The following is a 23,257-nucleotide window of genomic DNA, read 5'->3' on the forward strand; positions in this document are numbered from 1 at the left end:
ATCACCCCGTCGGTGTAGGGCTTCTTCGCCTCCAGCCCGAAACCGGTCGCCCGGTGCCGGCGCAGCGGCTCCACCTCGTTGAACGACCCCTCGTCGAGGAGGAGGTCGATCCGTTCACGGGCGGTCAGCTTGCCCTTGGCCTTCTGGGCCTCGGTCGCCCGGTCACTCGGCCCGCGCAGGACGTCCTCACGGATCGCGTGCAGCTCGGCCACCCGCCCACGGGTGTCGCTCGCCTCGGTGGGCGTCTCGTCGAGAAGGGTCATGTAACGACCCTACGAAAGCCTCACCCGAAAAAGGCCCGTCGACTTCTCACAGTCTCCGGCGTGTTTTCCTGGAACCCTTGGACAGAACCACCACCTTTACGCCCCAGTAGTCACGACTGGAGCACTCTGGCGCTGTGGAGTCCCAACAATCGTGGCCTGAGATGCCCCCTGCGTTCACACGAGGGAGACCGTACAGCCATACGAGTGTCCTGCGGTACCGGGAGTGATCCGCAGGCGGAGCGAACGCCCGGTGGAGAGCACCTTCACCGCCTCGTCCCGGGCCGTGACACGGCGGACCGGGTGCGCCCAGGTGACCTCCACCGGCGCCCCGGACCGCGCCGGGTCGCTGACCTTGATCGTCGCGGTGTGCCCCCGGCGTCGCAGCAGCACGCTCGCGGGACCGGAGGCCGCCAGCCTCCCGGCCGTACCGCCCTGCCAGAAGTTGACCGCCGTCAGGCCGAGCGAGCCGATGGCGACGCCCTGCTGCCGCCCCGTATTGGCCAGGATCGTCAGCCAGCGCCGGTCGGCGGCGCGGGCGGCGAGAGTACGCGGACCCGCGCCCGGCATCAGCAGGTAGACGTACGAGGCGTCGGCGGGATCGGTGCCGTGGTCGTGCCAGAGGGTGACCCAGCGCCGGGTCACCGGGACCGGGGAGCTGCCGGTGTTGATCTCGCGCCAGGAACCGGTGCGGGTCTCACGCAGGGCGCCGATCCGGGCACCGCGCGGGAAGACGTAGCCGCCGTGTCCGGCCAGATGGGCCCAGCGGGCGCGGGGGAAGGTGTCCGACCAGCCGGGGTCGCCCGGCTGCGGCACTCCGTCCACCGTGAGTACGGCTGTCCCGACCTCCCCCAGATTGCGGTTGTCGACGACCGTCTCGACGCCGGTGCCGTCCCGGCCGGTGATGCCCGCGCCGAGGCAGACGACGGAGTCGGCGACGCAGAACCATGACTTCTTCGCGTCGAGTGTGCTGGAGAGGCCCTTGAGATGCTGCCCGACGGCCGCGAACTCGCCGTCCGTCGCTCCGCCTACCCAGCGCACAGCGGGCTTCGGCTCGCCCCACCCGCCGCCTTCGTTGTCGGCCAGCCGCTTGGTGGAGACCGTGGTGCCGGGCAGCCGGTACCAGTCGACGGTCGGCCAGAAGGAATCGGTGTACTGCCCGCCATGGCCCGGGCCCCACCAGTAGAGCATTCCGGCGCCGGTGTGCCAGCCGCGCGGATTCTCGCCATTGCCGTTCTCGTAGTACGCGATCCGGTCGGAGGCCATCGAGATCCCGGCGGCCCATCCAGGGCGGCGGTGCACCGCCCGGTCCATCGCCGGGAAGAGCCGGTGGGCGACGGGCTCGGGGGTCGCGGCCTCCGGCCCCTCCGCGACCGCCTTCAGCCGTGAGAGGTCCGCGACGTCGAACTGGCGGTCGGCGAGGATCGGGCTCGTGGTGTCGCGGGCGATCCAGCCCTTGACCATGCCGTTCCAGCGCTGCCGCTCGGCGCCGGACGCGGCGCCGCCGAGCAGCGTGACCGCGGCGACCAGCAGATGCCCGTGGTAGTGGTCGCTGCGCATGATGCGGCGCTCGTCGCTGAGGAGCGGACCGCGGCTGATGGCCCGGCCGTTGACGCTGTCCATCATCAGCCCGTCGAAGAGCAGCGGGGCGTACGCCTTCTCCACGCTGTCGAAGATGATCTGCCGGGCCGGGTCGGTGACCTCCCAGTCCGATCCGCCGAGCAGGGTGAGCAGCCGGCCGATGCCGTCGAGCAGGACGTAGCCGTAGGTGCCGGAGTAGGCGACCCAGGTGTGCTGGATGAAGGATCCGTCGGCGTAGAGGCCGTCTCCCCGGGTCACGTACGGGAAGACGGGCGAGAGGGCGTCGCGGGCGAGGGCGACCTTGACAGGGGCCCGGCCGAGGATGCCGCGCAGGGCGACGACGCGGCAGAGGTCGACGCGGTTGGCTCCGGTGCTGGTGCCGGCGTAGTCGCCGAGCATGGTGTCGGGGACGAAGTGGTCGACGGCGGCCAGATACGCGGCGCACCGGACGTCGTCGAGCCGGTCGTATATCACCGCGACCGTGTCGAGCAGCAGCCGGGGGCTGCCGATCTGCCACTCCCACCAGTTGCCGTAACGCGTGGTGGAGGGGTTGTAGATCCGGGCTTCGAGGTGATCGAGGCCGCTGACGACGTCGGCCGCGAGGCCCGGGTCGCCGGTGAGTCCGGTGCCGGGCTGGGCGTAGGCCTGCGCCATCGTCGAGAGCCTGCCGTAGCCGCGGGTGATACCGGCGGGCGGGTCGAAGGGGCAGTCGGGCCAGAGGGAGGTGTCGGTGGGCCGCATGGACGCCCGGAAGTTCCGGGCGAGTTCGCCGGTCTCCCTCAGCCGGGAGGCGTACGGCTCGGTGGCCGGGTCGTAGCCGGTGCCGAGTTGGAGGTCGAGCCACCGACGGCGCAGTGCGTCGAACTCTGCGCCCGACTCCTTGCCGGGGATGCCGGGAGGGGCATGGGCCGGGGGGGCGGCGTGAGCCGGTCGCGCCGTGGCGGTGAGGGCGAACAAGGCAGTGCTCGCGCCGGTGGCGGTGAGAAATCCGCGGCGGGACCAAGCGGGCATGGGCGGCACGGTACGTCCTCCCGATGGATGGGTGCGTGCGTCGCGGTGGCGTAGACCAGTCGGCGACCGTTCCTTCGTTTAGCACTCCGCGACCGTCGCAGCAATGCCCATGACAGACGACGCCGAAGGTGGCTGAAGGCACCCCCACGGCTCGGGGCCGCGATCCGGAAATCGAGAACCCGAAAGATGTTGAAACTTGAACCACATCGAGGTACGGTCGATCTCGTTGAAGATTAAATCAACTGTCCCGAGGAGGAGCCATGGCTCTGTTCAACCGCAAGTCCAACGACGCCCCGGCCACTGCCGTCATCGAGGCGGACCCGGCTCTCGAAGCCCTGACCGGCGACTACACCATCGATCCGGCCCACAGCAGCATCGGTTTCACCGTGCGCCACGCCATGGTCACCAATGTCCGCGGCTCCTTCGCCGAGTACGAGGGCACACTCCACCTGGACGGCACCGACGCCTCCCGCTCCACCGCTTCCCTGGACGTGAAGATCGGCAGCGTGGACACCGGTATCAAGGACCGTGACGGCCACCTGCTGAGCGGCGACTTCTTCGACGCCGAGCGGTTCCCCCTGATGACCTTCCGCAGCACCGCCGCCGAGCGCGTCGGCGGCGACATCTACCGGGTCACCGGCGACCTGACCATCAAGGACGTCACCCGTCCGCTCACCATCGACCTGGAGTTGGGCGGCGCCGCCACCGACGTCTACGGCAACGAGCGCGTCGGCTTCGAGGGCAGCGCGGAAATCCTGCGCTCCGACTGGGGCCTGACCTGGAACGCGGGTCTGGAGACCGGCGGCGTCATGGTCAGCGACAAGGTCAAGCTGAACTTCGACATCTCCGCGATCAAGTTCGTGCCGCAGGCGTGACCCACGGCCGGGCCGCGAACAGCCGCGCCCCTGCCGGGCTCCTCGGCCCGGCAGGGGCGCGTTTGCTTTCGGTCCGCTCCGCCCTAGTCCTGCGGCTCGACGCCCGCGCGCAGCAGCCCGTACGTGTACGCGTCCTCCAGCGCCTCCCACGAAGCGGCGATGACGTTCTCGGCGACGCCGACCGTCGCCCACTCCGCGCTGCCGTCACTCGTCGAGACGAGCACCCGGGTCGTGGACTCCGTGCCGTGCTTGCCCTCCAGGATGCGGACCTTGTAGTCGACCAGCTCCATCTTCGCCAGCTGCGGGTAGATCCGCTCCAGTCCGACGCGCAGCGCCCGGTCGAGGGCGTTGACCGGGCCGTTGCCCTCCGCGGTGGCGACGATCCGCTCGCCCTTGGCCCACAGCTTCACCGTGGCCTCGTTCGCGTGCGTACCGTCGGGGCGGGTCTCGACGATCCCCCGCCAGGACTCGATACGGAAGTACCGGAGGGCCCTGCCCTCGACCTCCTCGCGCAGCAGGAGCTCGAAGGAGGCGTCGGCGGCCTCGTAGGTGTAGCCCGCCAGCTCCTGCTCCTTGACCCGCTCCACGACCCGGCCGACCAGCTCGCGGTCGTCTCCGAGGTCGATGCCCAGCTCTTTGCCCTTGAGCTCGATGGAGGCGCGGCCGGCCATGTCGGAGACCAGCATCCGCATGGTGTTTCCGACCAGCTCGGGGTCGATGTGCTGGTACAGGTCCGGGTCGACCTTGATGGCCGAGGCGTGCAGCCCGGCCTTGTGGGCGAAGGCGGAGACCCCGACATAGGGCTGGTGGGTGGAGGGGGTGAGGTTGACGACCTCGGCGATGGCGTGCGAGATCCGGGTCATTTCCGCCAGCGCGCCCTCGGGCAGCACCTGGCGCCCGTACTTCAGCTGGAGGGCGGCGACCACCGGGAAGATATTGGCGTTGCCGACCCGCTCGCCGTAGCCGTTCGCCGTGCCCTGTACATGGGTGGCGCCCGCGTCCACGGCCGCGAGGGTGTTGGCGACGGCGCAGCCGGTGTCGTCCTGGGTGTGGATGCCGAGCCGGGCGCCGGTGTCGGCCAGTACGGTCGCCACGACCGCCTGGATCTGGGCCGGCAGCATTCCGCCATTCGTGTCGCAGAGCACCACCACGTCCGCCCCGGCCCGGTAGGCGGTGCGGACGACCTCCTTGGCGTACCCGGCGTTGGCGCGGTAGCCGTCGAAGAAGTGCTCGCAGTCGACGAAGACCCGGCGGCCCCGCGACCGCAGGTACTCCACCGTGTCCCGGACCATCGCCAGGTTCTCCTCCAGCGTGGTCCGCAGCGCCAGCTCCACATGCCGGTCATGGGACTTGGCGACGATCGTGACGACCGGGGCGCCGGACTCCACCAGCGCGTTCACCTGCGGATCGTCGGCGGCCACCGCCCCGGCGCGGCGGGTCGAGCCGAACGCGACCAGCTGCGCGTGCTTGAAGTCGATCTCAGCCTGCGCGCGGGCGAAGAACTCGGTGTCCCGGGGGTTGGCGCCGGGCCAGCCGCCCTCGATGAAGCCCACGCCGAAGTCGTCCAGGTGCCGGGCGATGGTCAGCTTGTCCGCGACGGTGAGGTTGATGCCCTCACGCTGCGCGCCGTCGCGCAGCGTGGTGTCGAAGACGTGGAAGGCGTCCTCGGGGGGATGGGAGGGACCGGTTGCGTCCGTCATGCTGATCTGGCTCCTGTGTCGGGATCTCGGTCTACCTGGAGTCCCCCGTGCCGAACGAAGGCAAGGGGAGACCGGCTCCACCGTCCTCCAATGATCCCCTGCGCTCCGCGTCCGGCGTGGGTGGCCGGGAAACGAAAAAACCTCTCGCGGGTGCGAGAGGTCTGCGCGCGGGTCTAAGGACACTGTGCCCGCTCCGTACCTGGTCCTACGGGGCGGTCACTGCGGACCGGCGCGCCTGCTGCCAATAATCATGGCGAACGAGAGCACGGGGGCAGTCTGGCACAGAACTGCCCCCGTGCACCTTTCGTCTCAGGATGCGAGCACCTTGTCCCGCTCCGCGTCGGGGTCCGCCTCCCGGCCCACCCGGTCGAGGTCGATGTCCTCGGTCTCCCGCATGGTCAGGTAGACCACGAGCGGGACCGCCGCACAGCCCGCCACATACATACCAGGAGAAGCCGGACTCGATGCCGCCGTCCTTGAACCACAGGGCGGCATACTCCGCCGTGCCGCCGAACAGCGCGTTGGCGATGGCGTACGGCAGGGCCACGCCGAGGGCGCGGATCCGGGTCGGGAAGAGCTCGGCCTTCACGCAGGCGTTGATCGAGGTGTAGCCGGTGACGACCACCAGCGCGAGCAGCGCGAGGCCGAGGGCGGGCCAGAAGCAGCCCGCATGCTGGAGCAGCATCATGATCGGCACGGTGAGGAAGGTGGAGCCGACCGCGAAGGTGATCAGCATCGGCCGGCGGCCGATCCGGTCGGACGGCATGCCCGCCAGCGGCTGGATGCACAGGAAGACGAACAGCGCGCAGAAGCTGACCAGGGTCGCGGTCTGCTTGGGCAGCCCGGCGGAGTTGGAGAGGATCTCGCGTACTTGCGTGCCTTGTGTTCCCGGAACCGGGTGCCGCGTGCCGCGGGGTGCTACGGCAGCAGCGCCTCGTCCAGGAACTCCCCTACATGGCCCAGCACTTGGCGCCGGTCCGTGCCGGGCAGCCCCACGACCAGCTGGGTGCCGAAGCCGTCCAGCAGGGCGCGCGTGCGGGCGGCGAAGCGGTCCGGGTTCACCGCTCGCAGCTCGCCGTGCGTGGCGCCCTCGGCGAGCAGGACGACCAGGTCGCGATGCCAGGCCAGCTCCAGTTCGAGCTGGCGGAAGCGGACGTCGTCGTCGGCGGACTGCGAGCTGTTCCACACCTCCAGCCACAGCGTCCACCGCGGATCCCGCCGGCCGTCCGGCAGATAGAGATCCACGAAGGCGTCGATCCGCTCGCGGGCCGGTGCGCGCCGGGCCAGTTCCGTCCGGCGCCGGGAACCCAGCTGCCCCTCGCTCCACTCCAGGGTCTGGAGCAGCAGCTCGTCCTTGCTGCCGAAGTAGTAGAGGATATGGCCGCTGCTCATGCCCACCTGGCGGCCGAGCCCGGCCATGGTCAGCTCCGCCAGCCCGTGCTCGGCGATGGTCGCCATCGCGGCGGCGAGGACCTGTTCACGTGGCCGGTCGTGCCGGCGGCGGGGCGTACGGGCAGGACCGGGCACCTGTTCCTCCTCGTTACACCGTGGGCTGCTGCTGGGTGATGCAGTGGATGCCGCCACCCGCGGCGAATATCGTACGGGCGTCCACCAGAGTCACCCTCCGCTCGGGGAACAGCCGGCGGAAGATCTCCGCGTTCCGCTCGTCCATCGGGTCGTCGAAGCCGCAGAGCACGACGCCGCCGTTGCACAGGTAGTGGTTGACGTACGAGTAGTCGGCCGGCTGCCCGTCCGCGTCGTGGCCCGCGGTGGGGGCGGGCAGCTCCACGACCTCGATCCGCCGCCCGCGCGCGTCGGTGGCCGCCCCCAGGATCTCGGCGGCCTCCCGGGAGACCTCGTGGTCAGGGTGCCCGGGGTCGGGCTGGGTGTGCACCACGACCACGCCAGGACCGGCGAAGGCGGCGACGATGTCGATATGGCCGCGGGTACCGAACTGCCCGTAGTCCGCGGTCAGTCCGCGCGGGAGCCAGATCGCCCGCTCCGTGCCCAGCTGGGCGTGGATCTCGGCCTCGGCCTCCGCCCGGGTCCAGCCGGGGTTGCGGTCCGGGTCGAGCTGGACGGTCTCGGTGAGCAGCACCGTCCCCTCGCCGTCGACATGGATACCGCCGCCCTCGTTGACCAGCGGTGTGGTGTAGGTCCGGGCGCCGGCCAGATGGGCGACATGCGCGCCGATCAGCGCGTCGTTCTCCCAGCGGGCCCAGCCCTGGGCGCCCCAGCCGTTGAACACCCAGTCGACGGCGGCCAGTCGTCCTCCCCCGGTGAGGAAGGTCGGGCCGATGTCGCGCATCCAGGCGTCGTCCAGCGGGCGCTCGACGACATCGATGCCCGGGCCGAGGAGCTCACGGGCGCCACCGGCCCGCCCGGTGCCCGCGACGACCGTGACCGGCTCGAAGCGGCGGACCGCGCGGGCCACGGCCGCCCAGGCGCGGCGGGCCTCGGCCAGGGTCTCGCCGCCCTCCTCGCCGAAGGTGGGATTGGGTCCTGGCCAGGCCATCCATGTGCGGTCGTGCGGTGCCCACTCGGGGGGCATCCGGAAGCCGTCGGCGGCAGGGGTGTTCGGCATCGCTGGAGATCCTCGGTCCTGGTCCCTGGTCCTGGTCCTGCGGGTGGTCGGAGTGCTGTGGGGGAAGTGCTGTGGGCGGAATCCTGCGGTCGAGTCCTGCGGTCGGAGTACTGCGGGTCAGAGGAAGTAGAGGCGGTTGAGCGAGACCTGTTCGGCCGCTTCCGAACGCATCGGCGCGCCGTCGAGCGTGACCAGTCCGGTCCGCCCGTCGACCTCCACCTGGCCGGTACGGGAGTTGTGGACGAGGTCGGCGGGACCGATACCGCGGGTGCCCCGTACGGCGACGCGGCGGCGCCGGGTGGGCATGGAACCGAACGCCGGGCCGGGAGAGCCCGCCGCGGCGGCCGCGGCGCTGACGAAGGCCACCGACAGATCGGCCGCGGTGGCTCCGTGCGCGCCGAACAGCGGTCCGATGACGAGCGGTTCGCAGGTGTCGGTGGCGGCGTTCGGGTCGCCGGTGACGCCGTACGCGGGGAAGCCGGACTTCAGCACCAACTGCGGCTTCGCACCGAAGAACTGAGGCCGCCACAGCACGAGGTCGGCCATCTTTCCGGTCTCGATCGAGCCGATCTCATGGGCGAGGCCGTGGGCGAGGGCGGGGTTGATGGTGAGCTTGGCGATGTAGCGCCGCACCCGCTCGTTGTCGTCGTGCGGCCCGTCGCCCTCCAGCGGCCCGAGTTCCGCCTTCATCTTCCCGGCCATGGCGAACGTACGCCGTACGGTCTCCCCCGCCCGGCCCATGCCCTGGGCGTCGGAGGAGGTGATGCCGATCGCGCCGAGGTCGTGCAGTACGTCCTCGGCGCCCATCGTGCCGGCGCGGATGCGGTCGCGGGCCATGGCGGCGTCGCCCGGCAGATCGGTCTTGAGGCCATGAACGGAGACGATCATGCCGTGGTGCTCGGCGACCGCGTCCCGTCCGAACGGCAGCGTGGGGTTGGTGGACGAGCCGATGACGTTCGGAACACCTGCCATCTTCAGCACGTTGGGGACGTGACCGCCGCCGCAGCCCTCGATGTGGAAGGCGTGGATCGTCCGGCCGTCGAGGACCGAGAGGGTGTCCTCGACCGACAGGCACTCGTTGAGGCCGTCGCTGTGCAGGGCGACCTGAACATCGTGCTCCTCGGCAACCCGCAGCGCCGTGTCCAGAGCCCGGGTGTGCGCGCCCATGTCCTCGTGCACCTTGAAGCCGCAGGCACCGCCCTCGGCCAATGCCTCGACCAGCGGCGCCGGGTCGGAGGACGAACCGCGGGCGAGGAAGCCGACGTTGACCGGCCAGGCGTCGAAGGAGTTGAAGGCATGGCGCAGCGCCCACGGAGAGTTGACGCCGACACCCCAGACCGGGCCGAACTCCTGGCCGATGACGGTGGTCACACCGGAGGCGAGCGAGGCTTCCATGATCCGCGGCGACAGCAGATGGACATGGGTGTCCACGGCGCCCGCGGTGGCGATCATGCCCTCCCCGGAGACGATGGACGTGCCGGTGCCGACGACGACGTCCACACCGTCGACGGTGTCGGGGTTGCCCGCCCGGCCGATGGAGTGGATCCGGCCCTCACGGATCCCGATGGAGACCTTTCTGATCCCCTGAACCGCGTCGATGACCACCACATTGCTGATCACCACATCGCAGGTCTCCCGCACCGCGGCGGCCTTGAGGTGCAGCCCGTCGCGGGCCGTCTTGCCGAACCCGGCCAGGAACTCGTTCCCGTGGGACTGCGCGTCGGACTCGACGCGCACCACCAGACCGGAGTCGCCCAGGACCATCCGGTCCCCGGCGCGCGGGCCGTGCACAGCGGCGTACTCATGCGGATCGATGCCCGTCACGGGTTCTCCTCCGGTGCGGGCGCCCCCAGATAGCCGCAGGCCGCGGCGCGGCGCAGCGCCTCCTCCTTCGCCCCCGGGGCGTCCAGCGGGCCGTCGACCAGACCGGCGAAGCCGACCGCGATCCGGTCGCCGCCGACCGGCAGAAGGCCGACCTCGGTCTCTTCGCCGATGCCGAAGCGGACGGAGGACCCGGCGGGGACGGACAGCCGCATGCCGTACGCCGCGGCGCGGTCGAAGTCCAGTCGCGGGTTGGCCTCGAAGAAGTGGAAGTGCGAGGTGACGCTGATGGGCACGGTCGCGGTGTTCCGTACGGTCAGCGTGACGGCCGGTACGGGATCGGCGTCGGCAGGGCCGGGCAGCACCGCTCCGGGCGCCGCGTCCCCGAGCGATCCTTCCCCGGGCTCGGGCGCCCCCCATCGGACCGGGTCCGAGACAACGGCGAGCCGGGAGCCGTCGTCGAAGACGGCTTCCACATGCACCTCGGTGACGACGTCGGCCACTCCGGGCAGCACGTCCTCGGGGCCCAGTACCCGGCGCGCCGCCTCGACCGCCTCGGCGAGGCGCAGCCCGTCCCGGGCCGCCTCGCAGACCGTATCGGCGATGAGCGCGGTCGCCTCGGGGACGTTCAGCCGCAGCCCGCGCGCCCGGCGCGCCCGCGCGAGCTCGGCGGCGCCGAACAGCAGCAGCCGGTCGCGCTCTGTCGGGGTCAGCCGCATCCGCCGCACCTCCAAGCCGTGATCCAACAGTTAGAACGGCACTCTAACCACGAGCGGACCGAACGGGAAGCCTCGACGGTGCCGACCGGCGCTCCGGACGGAGGGAGGTCCGCCGGTACGTGGCGTGGGCGGCTCCCGTTCCGCCCGGCCCGCGCGGAAGGAGAACCTGTGCCCGCCTGGCCGGCTTCACCCCGCTCCCCGGGTCCGGCCCGCCCGCGGCGCGGCGCGGCGCAGCAGAGCCGGAAGGCCCGTACCCGGGATCGTGGGTACGGGCCTTCCGGCTGTGCGTGATGCTGTTGGTGAGGTGTTGCTGTTGCTGTTGTGTTGCTGTTTCCGCCTCGGCGGAAGCGTCAGCTGCCCAGCGGGTGCATCCATCCGTGGGTGTCGGGGGCCGCGCCGGTCTGGATGTCCAGCAGCGCCCTGCGGAGCTTCATCGTGACCTCGCCCGGCTGTCCGTCGCCCACGGTCCAGTCCGCCCGTGCCGACTTCACCGAGCCGACCGGGGTGATGACGGCCGCGGTACCGCACGCGAAGACCTCGGTCAGCGAACCGTTCGCGTTCCCGTTCCGCCAGTCCTCCACCGAGATCCGGCCCTCGGAGACCTTGTATCCGAGGTCCTCGGCGATCTGCAGCAGTGAGGCGCGAGTGATGCCGGGGAGGAGCGAGCCGGACAGCTCGGGGGTGAGGATGCGCCGGGTGCCGTCCTCCTGGCCGTACACGAAGTACAGATTCATGCCGCCCATCTCCTCGATCCAGCGGCGCTCGATCGCGTCCAGCCAGACCACCTGGTCGCAGCCCTGGTCGGCGGCCTGCTTCTGGGCGACCAGGGAGGCGGCGTAGTTGCCGCCGGCCTTCGCGGCGCCGGTGCCGCCGGGGGCGGCCCTGACGTACTCCTCCGAGAGCCACACGGAGACCGGCTGCACCCCGCGGGGGAAGTACGCGCCGGCGGGCGAGGCGATGACCATGAAGAGGTACTCGTTGGCGGGCTTCACGCCGAGCCCGACCTCGGTGGCGAACATGAACGGCCGCAGGTAGAGCGACTGCTCACCCTCGCTCGGCACCCATGCCCTGTCCTGGGTCACCAGCGCGTCGCAGGCCGCGATGAAGGTCTCGACGGGCAGCTCGGGCATCGCCATCCGGCGGGCGGACGACTGGAAGCGCTGGGCGTTCTGCTCCGGCCGGAAGGTGGCGATGCTGCCGTCGGGCTGGCGGTAGGCCTTCAGCCCCTCGAAGATCGTCTGCGCGTAGTGCAGCGTCATGTTGGCCGGGTCGATCGACAGCGGCGCGTACGGCACGAGCTCCGCGTCGTGCCAGCCGCGGCCCTCCGTCCACTTGATCGTCACCATGTTGTCGGTGAAGTGCCGCCCGAAGCCGGGGCGGTCCAGAATCGCCCCGCGCTCCGCGTCGGAGAGCGGGTGCGAGGCGGGCTTGAGCTCGATCGAGGGCGTCGTCATAACTGGGTGTCCTTCACCGTGAGGTCGTGGCGGACCGCACGCTTCACCTCCGGCGCTGCTAGGACGTCCGAGTATCCCCCCGAGGTGCGGCCTCGTGTCCGATTATCGCGAATCGTGCCGCAGAGGGGAAACCGTGCATCCGCGCAGGCTTGGCAGCGCGGCCCAGGGTCGATGGTCGCATCCGCTCCCGCCGTTGCCCAGTCGCCGAGGAGGGGGGCGCACTGCCCTCCCTTGACGGGGCGGTAGGGGTGCTGGGCGGGAGTCAGCCGCGGGATGTGTCACTGACCGGCCGGGTCGGCTGGTGGTTGCGGTGTGTACGGCGCAGCGGCCCCCGTCCCGGTGCCCCGGGGGTAGCCGGGGGATGCGGGACGGAGGCCGGTGAGCGGCAGGGCTCCCGGCAGGTCAGCCGGATACTCGGGTCGCGAGCGCGTCACCGATCTCGTCGGTGGTACGGGCGCCGGCCCGTTCGGCGAGGTCCGCCGCGACGGCGGCCTCGATACGGGCCGCCTCGTCCGCGTATCCGAGGTGCTGGAGCAGCAGCGCGACGGAGAGGACCGTCGCCGTCGGGTCGGCCTTGCCCTGGCCCGCGATGTCGGGCGCGGAGCCGTGCACCGGCTCGAACATCGACGGGAAGGCGCCGGTCGGGTTGATGTTGCCGGAGGCGGCGAGGCCGATGCCGCCGGTGACGGCCGCTGCGAGGTCGGTGAGGATGTCGCCGAAGAGGTTGTCGGTGACGATCACATCGAACCGCTCGGGCTGCGTGACGAAGAAGATCGTCGCGGCGTCCACGTGCAGATAGTCGGTGGTGACCTCGGGGTACTCCTCGCCGACCGCGTCGAAGATCCGCTTCCACAGATGACCGGCGTGCACCAGCACGTTGTTCTTGTGGACCAGCGTCAGCTTCTTGCGGGGACGGGCGTCGGCCCGCTCGTAGGCGTCACGGACGACCCGCTCCACGCCGTAGGCCGTGTTGAGGCTGACCTCGGTGGCGACCTCGGCGGGGGTGCCGGTGCGCAGGGAGCCGCCGTTGCCGACGTACGGCCCCTCGGTGCCCTCACGGACGACGACGAAGTCGATGTCGGGGCGGCCGGCCAGCGGGCTCGCGGTGTTCGGGAAGAGCTTCGACGGGCGCAGATTGATGAAGTGCTCGAAGGCGAAGCGGAGTTTGAGCAGCAGCCCGCGCTCCAGCACACCGGACGGCACGGACGGGTCCCCGATCGCCCCGAGCAGGATGGCGTCGTGCGTCTTCAGCGACTCCAGATCCGCGTCGGGAAGGGTCTCGCCGGTCGCGTGCCAGCGCTTGGCGCCGAGGTCGTAGTTCCGGGTCTCCAGCTTCACATCCTGCGGAAGCACCGCGGAGAGGACCTTCAGGCCCTGGGCCACGACTTCCTGGCCGATGCCGTCACCGGGAATCACTGCGAGATCGATGCTGCGAGACATGCTCCGCAGCCTACTCTCCGTCCCATGGATCGACACGCGATGTCCGTCATGCGGACAGGTGATCCTTCGGTCGAATTCCGTTCACCCGCTGTATGGCGGGGAGTTGGACGTTACTGGCAAGTTATTCCGCATGACCGCATCCCCACGGGGGACGTCCCCCGTATCCCCCCACACCCCACGGGTCGGCATTCCGGAGCACCTGCAGAACCGGATGAGCATGCCGGAGCAGCACGAATACCTGCGCAGCAAGCTCTCCCGCCGCCGCGTCCTGCGCGGTGGCGCGGCCACCGCGGCGGCGGCCGGTGGCGTCGGACTGCTCGCGGGATCCGGGTCCGGCACGGCCAGCGCGGGCACCCCCACCCTGGTCACCGCGCCCGCGACGGCGAAGGTCGACGGCTCGCTGGTCGCGCCGTTCGGCCGGCACCTCGCCTTCGGCGCCGACCCGAAGAGCCAGATGAGGATCTCCTGGCAGGTCCCGTTCGCGGTCAAGCGGCCGTACATACGCGTGGGCCTCAAGCCCTGGGAGCTGAGCCGGAAGCTCGAGGCGGAGGTGCGCGATCTGCACACCCCGTCGCTGTCGAAGAAGCTTCCGGCCGTCGACCAGTACTACCTGCACGCGGCGCTGGACGGGCTCCGCCCCGGCACCACGTACTACTACGGCGTCGGACACGACGGCTTCGACCCGGTCGAGGCAAGCCGGCTGTCGACGATCGGCTCGTTCCGCACCGCCCCGGCGGACGCGGAGAAATTCGTCTTCACCGCCTTCGGCGACCAGGGGGTGAGCTACGACGCGCTCGCCAACGACCAGCTGATCCTCGGCCAGAATCCGTCCTTCCACCTGCACGCGGGGGACATCTGCTACGCGGACTCCTCCGGCCACGGCGAGGAGTCGGACACCTACGACGCCCGGGTGTGGGACCAGTTCCTGGCCCAGACGGAGTCGGTCGCGGCGAGCGTGCCGTGGATGGTGACCACCGGCAACCACGACATGGAGGCCTGGTACTCCCCCAACGGCTACGGCGGCCAGTCCGCCCGCTGGTCGCTCCCGGAGAACGGCCCCGACGCGTCGAGCGCCCCGGGCGTCTACTCCTTCACGTACGGCAATGTGGGCGTGGTCGCGCTGGACGCGAACGACGTCAGCTACGAGATCCCGGCCAACCAGGGCTGCACGGACGGCAAGCAGACCGCGTGGCTGGACAAGCGCCTGGCGCAGCTGCGTTCGCAGTCCGGGATCGACTTCATCGTGGTCTTCTTCCACCACTGCGCGTACTCCACCAGCACGCACGCCTCGGACGGCGGAGTGCGGGACGCGTGGGTGGGCCTCTTCGAGAAGCACCAGGTCGACCTGGTGATCAACGGCCACAACCATGTCTACGAGCGGACCGACGCCATCAAGCGCGGCGAGGTCGGCAAGCCGGTCCCGATCGGCTCGACCACCGACTCCACCCGCGACGGCATCGTGTACGTCACCGCGGGCGGCGCCGGCAAGGACCTCTACGGATTCGGCCTGGGCGTGCCGGACAGCTACGAGGGCCACGTGAACGACCGCGACCACATCCTGACCTTCCACTGGACGAAGTCGAAGCTGCCGGACCCGGACACAGTGGAGTGGTCACGGGTCCGCTACACCGGCTTCTCCTTCCTCGCGGTGGAGGCGGAGCCCGGTGCGCGTCCCAAGCTGAAGGTCACGGCACTCGCGGAGAGCGGAGAGCGCATCGACGCCTTCGACGTCGTGCGCACCTCGGCGTGACTCCGCACCTCGGCGTGACTCCGGGCTGACCCCCGGGGCGGCCTCGAGGTGATCAGTGCCCGGTGGCGCCGCCGTTGTCCCGGCGGTCCAGTGCCCGCTGGAGTGCGGCGGCGGCGTTCTTCCGGGCCGTGCTGTCGGCGATGGGGGTACCTCCCGCGCCGTTGAGGCTACGGGGGGCGGCGGAGTGGCGGACCCTGCGGGCGGTTTCGTTCATGGTGCACGTCTCCAATGCCAGAGCGAAAAGAAGATCCCCGAGCTCATGCGGATCGGATGGATCGGATCGCCGGAAGAGGCGGGGCTGCGGTGCGGCAGGGGTTACCTGCACAGGAGCACCAGTGCTCACCCGCCGATCGCTGGATCAAGCGAGACGTTCGGCTTCTACAAAGCTAGGACAGCCGCGCCGCGCTGTCTGCCCAATTACTCGGACTTCCTAGTATCTGAGACGCGGACGGCGAACATCACACGTAAGGGGGTCGGCCACTCGCGCTCGGGACCGATGCGTGCCTGACGGCGGCCTTCCCCGCGTACCGCCACCGCGAACGGCAAAGGTCCGGCGCCCCCATCGCGGGCGCCGGACCTTCGTCATCGCAGGGCCGCAGGTCAGCCCATGTGCGGGTAGCGGTAGTCCGTCGGCGGGACCAGGGTTTCCTTGATGGAGCGGGTCGAGGTCCAGCGCATCAGGTTCTGCTTCGCGCCGGCCTTGTCATTCGTGCCGGACGCGCGGCCGCCGCCGAAGGGCTGCTGTCCGACGACAGCGCCGGTCGGCTTGTCGTTGATGTAGAAGTTGCCCGCCGCGAAGCGCAGCGCATCGCAGGCGGCCGCCGCGGCGGCGCGGTCCTGGGCGATGACGCAGCCGGTCAGGCCGTACGCCGAGGCGGACTCCATCTGCTGGAGCATCTCGTCGTAGCTCTCGTCCTCGTAGACGAAGACGCCGAGGATCGGTCCGAAGTACTCGTCCTTGAAGATCTCGTTCTCCGGGTCGGTGGAGACCAGGACCGTCGGGCGGACGAACCAGCCCTCGCTGTCGTCGTACGTACCGCCCGCGACGACCTCGACCGTCGGGTCGGCCTTGGCCCGCTCGATCGCCGCCTTGTTCTTGGCGAAGGACCGCTCGTCGATGACGGCGCCCATGAAGTTCGACAGGTCCGTGACATCGCCCACGGCGAGGGAGTCGACCTCGGTGGCGAACTCCTCGCGAAGCCCGTTCTCCCACAGGGAGCGCGGGACGTACGCGCGCGAGGCGGCGGAGCACTTCTGGCCCTGGAACTCGAACGCGCCACGGGTCATCGCGGTCTTGAGGACACCCGGGTCGGCCGACGGGTGGCCGACGATGAAGTCCTTGCCGCCGGTCTCGCCGACGAGCCGCGGATAGGTCTTGTACTTCTCGATGTTGTTGCCGACGGTCTTCCACAGGTACTGGAAGGTCCTGGTCGAGCCGGTGAAGTGGATGCCGGCCAGATCCGGGTGGTTCAGGGCCACCTCGGAGAGGTCCTTGCCGTCACCGGTCACCAGGTTGATGACGCCCTTCGGCAGACCGGCCTCCTCCAGCAGCTCCATGAGCAGCACGGCGGCGAGGGTCTGGGTCGGGGACGGCTTCCAGACCACGACGTTGCCCATCAGCGCGGGCGCGGTCGGGAGGTTGCCGGCGATGGCGGTGAAGTTGAACGGCGTGATCGCGTAGACGAAGCCCTCGAGCGGCCGGTGGTCGCTGCGGTTCCACACGCCCGGGGAGTTCGCGATCGGCTGCTCGGCCATGATCTGGCGGGCGAAGTGGACATTGAAGCGCCAGAAGTCGATCAGCTCGCAGGGAGTGTCGATCTCGGCCTGCTGCGCGGTCTTGCCCTGGCCGAGCATCGTCGCGGCGGCGAGGGTCTCGCGCCACGGGCCGGACAGCAGCTCGGCGGCCTTGAGGATGATCGCCGCACGGTCGTCGAAGCGGAGCTCGCGCCACGCCGGGGCGGCGGCCAGGGCGGCGTCGACCGCGTCCTGGGCGTCCTGGGCGGTGGCGTTGGCGTACGTACCGAGCCGCGCGGAGTGACGGTGGGGCTGGACCACGTCGAAGCGCTCGCCACCGGCCATCCGCTTCTCGCCGCCGATGGTCATCGGCAGGTCGATGGGGTTGTCGGCCAGTTCCTTCAGCTTGGCCTCGAGCCGCTCCCGCTCGGGGGTACCGGGCGCGTAGGTGTGCACCGGCTCGTTCACCGGCATGGGGACCTGGGTCACAGCGTCCATGGTGGCCGTTGTCTCCTTCGATCGTGGGGTCGGGAACCGTTGGGGGGCGTCAGCCGCGCGTGGCGAGCGAGCGCAGGAAGAACGCCATGTTGGCCGGGCGCTCCGCGAGCCGCCGCATGAAGTAGCCATACCAGTCTGTGCCATATGGGACGTAGACCCGCATACGGTGGCCTTCGGCCGCCAGCCTCAGCTGCTCCGCCTCGCGGATGCCGTAGAGCATCTGGAACTCGTACTCGTCCAGCTTGCGGCCGCCGCGGCGGGCCAGCTCCTGGCCGATGGCTACCATGCGCGGGTCGTGGGTCCCGATCATGGGGTAGCCGAGTCCGGCCATCAGGATCTTCAGGCAGCGGACGTACGCCAGGTCCACCTCGCGCTTGTCCTGGAAGGCGACGGCGGCGGGCTCCTTGTAGGCGCCCTTGACCAGTCGCACCCGTGATCCTTCCCCGGCGAGCGCGCGGCAGTCGTCCTCGGTACGGAAGAGATAGGACTGCACCACGGCGCCGGTCTGCGGGAAGCGCTGCCGCAGCTCGCCGAGGATGGCGAGGGTGGAGTCGACGGTGGTGTGGTCCTCCATGTCGAGGGTGACCGTGGTGCCGGCCGCGGCCGCCGCCTCGACCACCGGGGCCACATTGGCCAGTGCCAGATCGTGGCCGCCGGGCAGCGCCTGGCCGAAGGCGGAGAGCTTGACCGACATCTCGGCGCGTGCGCCGAGGGCCTCGGCGCCCAGCGCCTCGGCGAGCGCGAGGTAGGCGTCGCGGTTGCGCAGCGCCTCCACCGGATCGGTGATGTCCTCACCGAGGTGGTCGAGCGTGACCTCCAGGCCGAGAGCGGCCAGCGAGCGTACGACCGCCATCGACTCGTCGAGGCGCTCACCGGCGACGAAGCGATTCACCACCGGGCGGGTGACCGGCGCGGCCGAGACGATACGGCGGATGCTGTCGCTGCGCGCTGCGGCGAGGAGCACGGGACCCAGCACGGGGCACCTCCACGATGAGGACGACGAAAGAGCCGAAGACGGAACACCCCGCGACGGCACGGAGAACCACCGTGAAACCTAAGGATCGCTCGGATCGTGAGCCATCGACAGCTGTCACGCATCCGTGGCCCGGATCTCAGACAGTTGTATGAGAATGGATTCCGGCCGTGGATCGCGGCCGGGCACGTACGGCACGAAGGGATCAGAGCGGCGGATGCGCGGCGACTACCAGCAGCTCGTGGACGAGATCTCAGCGGTGCTCGGGGCACCGGCGACCCTGGAGGACCGTGACTTCGGGCTGATCGCGTTCGGTGCGCACGACAGCGAGGGCGACGACGGCGAACCGGCCATGGATCCGGTCCGTACGCGCTCGATCCTGCACCGCCGCTCGACCGCGGCCGTACGGGCGTGGTTCGAGGCGTTCGGTATCGCCCGTGCCACCGGGCCGGTCCGTATCCCGCCGGATCCGGCTGCCGGGGTGCTGATGGGCCGCATCTGTCTGCCCGTACGCCATCGGGGCATCGTCCACGGCTATGTCTGGCTGCTCGACGACGGGCATCTGTCGGTCCTGGAGACCGGCGGGGCGGGCGTGCCGCCGGACCCGCGGCTGGCGCAGGCGATGGACACGGCTTCCCGCATCGGGGGGCTGCTGGCGGCCGAGGCGCGGGCCGGGGCCGAGGTGGGCGAGCTGCTGCGCGATCTGCTCACCGGTCCGCCGGCCGGCCGGGACGCGGCGGCGGCGGACCTGCGGCACGCGCTCGGCGCCACGGCGGACGGACCGCTGACGCTGGTCGCCGTCACCCCGTGGCTCAGCGAGACCGACGACCGGGCCGTCGCCGAGGGCCCCGGCTCGGCGCTCGCCGGGCAGCCGGGGGTGGCCGCGATGTGCGTCCTTCCCACCGAGTCCGCCGGGGCGGACGCCGTGGCCGCGTTGGTCCGGCTCCGCGCGATGGCAGTCCTCGAACCGGCGCTCACGGCCGCGCAGCGGCTGCTGCGCTCCCCCCGGGCGGGCGCGGGATCCGGCCCACCGGGCGCGCCGGCGGCGGGCCGCGCTGCGACGGAGGCGAGGGCGGCCGGGCCGTCCGGCGCCACGGCCGGTATCAGCAGCCCGCGCCGGGACTTGTACGAGCTGCCCGCCGCGTGGCCCGAGGCGGTGGCCGCGGCCCGCGCGGCGCGGGCGGACGCGGGGCTGGGACCGGTCGCCGAGTGGCCGGCCATCGGTCCGTACCGGATGCTCACCGGGCTTCCGGCCGGCGCCCCGGACTCCGCCGTGGCTCCGCTCCTCGAACCGCAGCGGGCCGGACTGGCGCACACCGCTGAGGTCTTCCTGGACTGCGCGGGGCAGGCGGGCCGGGCGGCGGCGGCTCTCGCGATCCATCGGCAGACGCTGTACTACCGGCTGTCGCGGGTGGAGAAGCTCACCGGCCTGGACCTGGACGAGGGCGAGGACCGGCTGCTGCTGCACATGGCCCTGAAGGCGGCCCGGCTCCGGGCGCCCGCTGCGGCCGCGGATCACTGACCGTCGGCGCCCGCGCGAGGGACCGGAGCGAGCCGCGGGCGCCGTCGGTGGACGCGGCTTCCGCCGCCCGCCGCCCGTCGCCGGACGACGGGCGTCGTCCATCCCCCGACGTCCAGCCGTCACAGCGTCGCGGGCAGGCCGAACGCCGGGAAGATGCCGGGGGTGAAGACCGTGACCTCCGCGACCGCCGCGTCCTCGATCCGCAGGACGGCGAGCCCGAACGCGTGGTACTCGGAGCCTCCCGGCGCCCGGATGTACGTCGCCGCCGCGGGCTGCCGGTTGGCCCGGGTGGGCAGGAACCGGAAGTCCACCGCCTCGGGGCCGTGCAGCGCCGGCGCCCAGGCCTCGATGACCGTCTCCCGCCCCTCGTACCAGGCGGGCTCCGACCCGACGTGACCGCCGGCCCCCGGCTGCTGGCCGACCCGCGCGTCCTCGCGCAGCAGTTCGCCGATGGCGGCGTCGTCGGCATGTTCGATGGCGTCCATGTAGCGCTGCAGGACGGCGCGTTCCTCCTCGTTCGGACCGGAGGACGATCCCCATTCCAGGCGGCGCTCCGGCAGGTGCGTCTTGAGCGTCGGCCGCGCCCGCTGCAGCGCGCTGTTCACCGAGGCGACGCTCGCTTCGAGCAGCTCGGCCGTCTCCTTCGCCGACCAGCCGAGCACATCCCGCAGGATCAGCACCGCCCGCTGCCTCGGCGGCAGATGCTGAATGGCGGCCAGGAACGCCAGCTCGATCGTCTCCCTGGCGACGACCACGGCGTCCGGCTCGTCGTCCCGCGGCGCCACCGCATCCAGCAGCCGGTCCGGGTACGGCTGGAGCCAGGCGACTGCTACGGGGGGCGGCGGCGCCACGCCCGGAGCCGCCGCCGGCGCCGCCCGGCGCGCGGCAGGGTAGCGCGCGAGGGCGTCCAGGCATGCGTTCGTCGCGATCCTGTACAGCCACGCACGGAACGTGGAGCGCCCCTGATAGCTCTCGCGCTTGCGCCATGCGCGCAGGAACGTCTCCTGCACCAGGTCCTCCGACTCCTCCAGTGAGCCGAGCATCCGGTAGCAGTGCACCTGCAGCTCGCGCCGGTACTTCTCCGCAAGTCCGGAGAATGCCGACTCGTCGCCCGCCTGCGCAGCAGCCACCTCCGCGCTCGCCTCACTCTGCTTCGCCCCGGCCTCGACCATGCTCACGATCTTCCCTCCGCTCTCGTCCACGATCCACCGGCCGTAGCCGGCCGGCACCTTCACCGATATGACGATCGGCGGCGGGGAAACTCATCGGTCGCCCCGTCGACGCCCCGGGATCCGTGGCCCCGGTCGGCAGGCACCGGTCGTCGACGGTCCTCCACCGGGTGCACGCCCCCGGAGCGGCGCAGGACGTTCGGACACGCACAAGGGCCCGGCCCCGCGAAAGCGGAAGCCGGGCCCAGGGGCGTACGGAGGGTCAGCCCTGGAGGTTGACCGTACGGGCCGAGGCCGCGCCGATCTCCTCGGCGATCTCGGTGAGCACCGGCGCGGGGACGACGTCGTCCACCGTCAGGACGACCAGCGCCTCGCCGCCCGGCAGCGCACGCGACACCTGCATACCCGCGATATTGAGACCCGCCTCGCCGAGGATGCGGCCCACGGTGCCGACGACGCCCGGGCGGTCGGCGTAGCGCAGGAAGACCAGGTGGTCGGCCATCGCCAGGTCGACATCGTGCTCGCCCACGGCGACGATCTTCTGGAGGTGCTTGGGGCCGGCCAGGGTGCCGGAAACCCCGACCTCCTCGCCGTCCGCGAGGGTGCCGCGCACGGTCACCACGTTGCGGTGGTCCGGGGACTCCGAGCTGGTGGTCAGCCGGACCTCGACGCCGCGCTCCTGCGCGAACAGCGGGGCGTTGACATAGCTCACCGTCTCGTCGACGACGTCCTCGAAGACGCCCTTCAAGGCGCTCAGTTCCAGCACCTTGACGTCGTGCTGGGTGATCTCGCCGTAGACCTCGACGTCCAGCCGGACCGCGACCTCACCTGCCAGGGCGGTGAAGATCCGGCCGAGCTTCTCGGCGAGCGGCAGGCCGGGCTTGACGTCCTCGGCGATGACTCCGCCCTGGACGTTGACCGCGTCCGGGACCAGCTCGCCCGCCAGCGCCAGCCGTACGGACTTGGCGACCGCGATGCCCGCCTTCTCCTGGGCCTCTCCGGTCGACGCGCCCAGGTGCGGGGTCGCCACGACGTTGTCGAACTCGAAGAGCGGGGAGTCCGTGCAGGGCTCCTTGGAGAAGACGTCCAGGCCTGCGCCCGCGACGCGGCCCTCCTTGAGCGCCGAGGCCAGAGCCGCCTCGTCGACGATGCCACCGCGGGCGGCGTTGACGATCCGCACCTCGGGCTTGACCTTGTGCAGCGCCTCGTCCCCGATGAGGCCGACGGTCTCCGGGGTCTTGGGGAGGTGGACGGTGATGAAGTCGGAGACCTCGAGCAGCTCGTCGAGGGTGAGGAGCTTGACGCCCATCTGCGCGGCGCGCGCGGGCTGGACGTACGGGTCGTACGCCACGATCTTCATGCCGAAGCCGGACATCCGCTGGGCGACCAGCACGCCGATACGGCCCAGGCCGACGACGCCGAGGGTCTTCTCCGCCAGCTCCACGCCGGTGTACTTGCTGCGCTTCCACTCGCCGTTCTTCAGGGCGGTGTTGGCCTGCGGGATGTTCCGGGCGGTGGCGACCAGGAGGCCGCAGGCGAGCTCGGCGGCGGTGACGATGTTGGAGGTCGGGGCGTTCACGACCATCACGCCGGCCTTGGTGGCGGCGGACACATCGACGTTGTCCAGGCCGACGCCGGCGCGGGCGACGACCTTGAGCTTCTTGGCGGCGGCGATGGCCTCGGCGTCGACCTTGGTCGCGCTGCGCACGAGGATCGCGTCGACACCGGCGATGGCGGGGAGCAGCTCGGCACGGTCGGCACCGTTGCAGTGCCGGATCTCGAAGTCCGGGCCCAGTGCCTCGACGGTGGCGGGCGACAGCTCTTCAGCGATGAGTACGACAGGTTTCGGGCTCACGTGGTCCTCAGTCCTCACTAGTCCCTGGCGGACGGCCGTCCCGACGGCCGAAGGCGGTGAAGGGGGCAGCCGCGTGGAAGACGCACGACGCTGTGAGCCTGACGCGCTTGTGTAAGCAGTGTACGGGCGGTGGCCGGAACGTCTTGTGCCGCTACGGAAGGATCACCCGGTCGTGGCTGGACGCCATGGACAACCCCGCCGGGCGTGGGGGGGGGGGGCGCCGCCCCCCCCCCCCCCCCCACCACCCCCCCCCCCCCCCCCCCCACCCCCCCCCCCCCCCCCCCACCACACCCCCCCCCCCCCCCCCCGGC

The 23,257-nt window shown here is 71.1% G+C and carries 17 protein-coding genes and 1 pseudogene; 3 read left to right on the plus strand and 15 right to left on the minus strand.

The features are described 5' to 3' along the window. Both ABZW18_RS29870 and ABZW18_RS29875 read right to left on the minus strand, forming a co-directional pair. Window positions 1-263 (minus strand): carboxyl transferase domain-containing protein (locus ABZW18_RS29870; protein WP_356193446.1); only part of this gene is annotated, 263 nt, incomplete at its 3' end. Window positions 264-437: 174 nt separating this feature from the next. Continuing rightward, window positions 438-2,852 carry a polysaccharide lyase 8 family protein gene (locus ABZW18_RS29875; RefSeq protein ID WP_356193449.1) on the minus strand — a complete coding sequence of 805 codons (2,415 nt, stop codon included), beginning with the start codon at window positions 2,850-2,852 and terminating at the stop codon, window positions 438-440. Between the two features lie 260 nt (window positions 2,853-3,112). On the opposite strand from ABZW18_RS29875, the gene ABZW18_RS29880 reads away from it, so the two are divergent. Continuing rightward, window positions 3,113-3,727, plus strand: a complete 615-nt coding sequence (locus ABZW18_RS29880; protein WP_356193451.1) for a YceI family protein — start codon at window positions 3,113-3,115, stop codon at window positions 3,725-3,727. A gap of 83 nt (window positions 3,728-3,810) precedes the next feature. Here the strand turns inward: ABZW18_RS29880 and cimA are convergent, their stop codons facing one another. From cimA to ABZW18_RS29920, 8 genes and pseudogenes are all read right to left on the minus strand, one after another. Beyond that, window positions 3,811-5,427 (minus strand): citramalate synthase, encoded by a 1,617-nt coding sequence (gene cimA, locus ABZW18_RS29885; RefSeq protein WP_356193454.1) that lies wholly within the window; start codon window positions 5,425-5,427, stop codon window positions 3,811-3,813. Between the two features lie 309 nt (window positions 5,428-5,736). Then, window positions 5,737-6,286, minus strand: a pseudogene (locus ABZW18_RS29890) (MFS transporter); the annotation flags it as partial. 59 nt (window positions 6,287-6,345) lie between these two features. Continuing rightward, entirely contained in the window at window positions 6,346-6,954 is a 609-nt protein-coding gene (locus tag ABZW18_RS29895) for a TetR family transcriptional regulator C-terminal domain-containing protein (protein WP_356193456.1), read from the minus strand. Between the two features lie 13 nt (window positions 6,955-6,967). Next, window positions 6,968-8,011, minus strand: a complete 1,044-nt coding sequence (locus ABZW18_RS29900; protein WP_356193458.1) for an agmatine deiminase family protein — start codon at window positions 8,009-8,011, stop codon at window positions 6,968-6,970. A 117-nt stretch (window positions 8,012-8,128) separates the two neighbouring features. Next, on the minus strand, window positions 8,129-9,835 hold the full coding sequence (locus ABZW18_RS29905) for an urease subunit alpha (protein ID WP_356193461.1): 1,707 nt from the start codon (window positions 9,833-9,835) through the stop codon (window positions 8,129-8,131). Further along, complete coding sequence (ureA, locus tag ABZW18_RS29910) at window positions 9,832-10,551, minus strand: urease subunit gamma (RefSeq protein WP_356193464.1); 720 nt, start codon at window positions 10,549-10,551, stop codon at window positions 9,832-9,834. The genes ABZW18_RS29905 and ureA overlap by 4 nt, the downstream gene beginning before the upstream one ends. Window positions 10,552-10,901: 350 nt before the next feature. Further along, complete coding sequence (locus ABZW18_RS29915) at window positions 10,902-12,005, minus strand: branched-chain amino acid aminotransferase (protein ID WP_356193466.1); 1,104 nt, start codon at window positions 12,003-12,005, stop codon at window positions 10,902-10,904. Window positions 12,006-12,407: 402 nt separating this feature from the next. Then, window positions 12,408-13,445 (minus strand): 3-isopropylmalate dehydrogenase, encoded by a 1,038-nt coding sequence (locus ABZW18_RS29920; protein WP_356193468.1) that lies wholly within the window; start codon window positions 13,443-13,445, stop codon window positions 12,408-12,410. A gap of 130 nt (window positions 13,446-13,575) precedes the next feature. On the opposite strand from ABZW18_RS29920, the gene ABZW18_RS29925 reads away from it, so the two are divergent. Further along, the gene (locus ABZW18_RS29925; protein WP_356193471.1) at window positions 13,576-15,195 is read left to right on the plus strand and encodes a metallophosphoesterase family protein; all 1,620 of its coding nucleotides are present in this window, start codon (window positions 13,576-13,578) and stop codon (window positions 15,193-15,195) included. 52 nt (window positions 15,196-15,247) lie between these two features. On the opposite strand, the gene ABZW18_RS29930 is transcribed toward ABZW18_RS29925, so the two are convergent. From ABZW18_RS29930 to ABZW18_RS29940, 3 genes are all read right to left on the minus strand, one after another. Continuing rightward, window positions 15,248-15,409, minus strand: a complete 162-nt coding sequence (locus ABZW18_RS29930; RefSeq protein WP_356193473.1) for a hypothetical protein — start codon at window positions 15,407-15,409, stop codon at window positions 15,248-15,250. 386 nt (window positions 15,410-15,795) lie between these two features. Beyond that, complete coding sequence (pruA, locus tag ABZW18_RS29935) at window positions 15,796-17,427, minus strand: L-glutamate gamma-semialdehyde dehydrogenase (protein WP_356193476.1); 1,632 nt, start codon at window positions 17,425-17,427, stop codon at window positions 15,796-15,798. A 49-nt stretch (window positions 17,428-17,476) separates the two neighbouring features. After that, the gene (locus ABZW18_RS29940; protein WP_356193479.1) at window positions 17,477-18,403 is read right to left on the minus strand and encodes a proline dehydrogenase family protein; all 927 of its coding nucleotides are present in this window, start codon (window positions 18,401-18,403) and stop codon (window positions 17,477-17,479) included. 214 nt (window positions 18,404-18,617) lie between these two features. Between ABZW18_RS29940 and ABZW18_RS29945 the strand changes: the two genes are divergently transcribed. Then, the gene (locus ABZW18_RS29945) at window positions 18,618-19,922 is read left to right on the plus strand and encodes a helix-turn-helix domain-containing protein (protein WP_356193482.1); all 1,305 of its coding nucleotides are present in this window, start codon (window positions 18,618-18,620) and stop codon (window positions 19,920-19,922) included. Between the two features lie 119 nt (window positions 19,923-20,041). On the opposite strand, the gene ABZW18_RS29950 is transcribed toward ABZW18_RS29945, so the two are convergent. Both ABZW18_RS29950 and serA read right to left on the minus strand, forming a co-directional pair. Next, window positions 20,042-21,157: an RNA polymerase subunit sigma-70 gene (locus ABZW18_RS29950; protein ID WP_356193485.1), complete on the minus strand. Its 1,116-nt coding sequence runs from the start codon at window positions 21,155-21,157 to the stop codon at window positions 20,042-20,044. A gap of 196 nt (window positions 21,158-21,353) precedes the next feature. Beyond that, window positions 21,354-22,946: a phosphoglycerate dehydrogenase gene (gene serA / locus ABZW18_RS29955; RefSeq protein WP_356193487.1), complete on the minus strand. Its 1,593-nt coding sequence runs from the start codon at window positions 22,944-22,946 to the stop codon at window positions 21,354-21,356. Window positions 22,947-23,257: the final 311 nt, after the last annotated feature.

Source organism: Streptomyces sp. NPDC004647, from assembly GCF_040609575.1.
Taxonomy (GTDB): domain Bacteria; phylum Actinomycetota; class Actinomycetes; order Streptomycetales; family Streptomycetaceae; genus Streptomyces.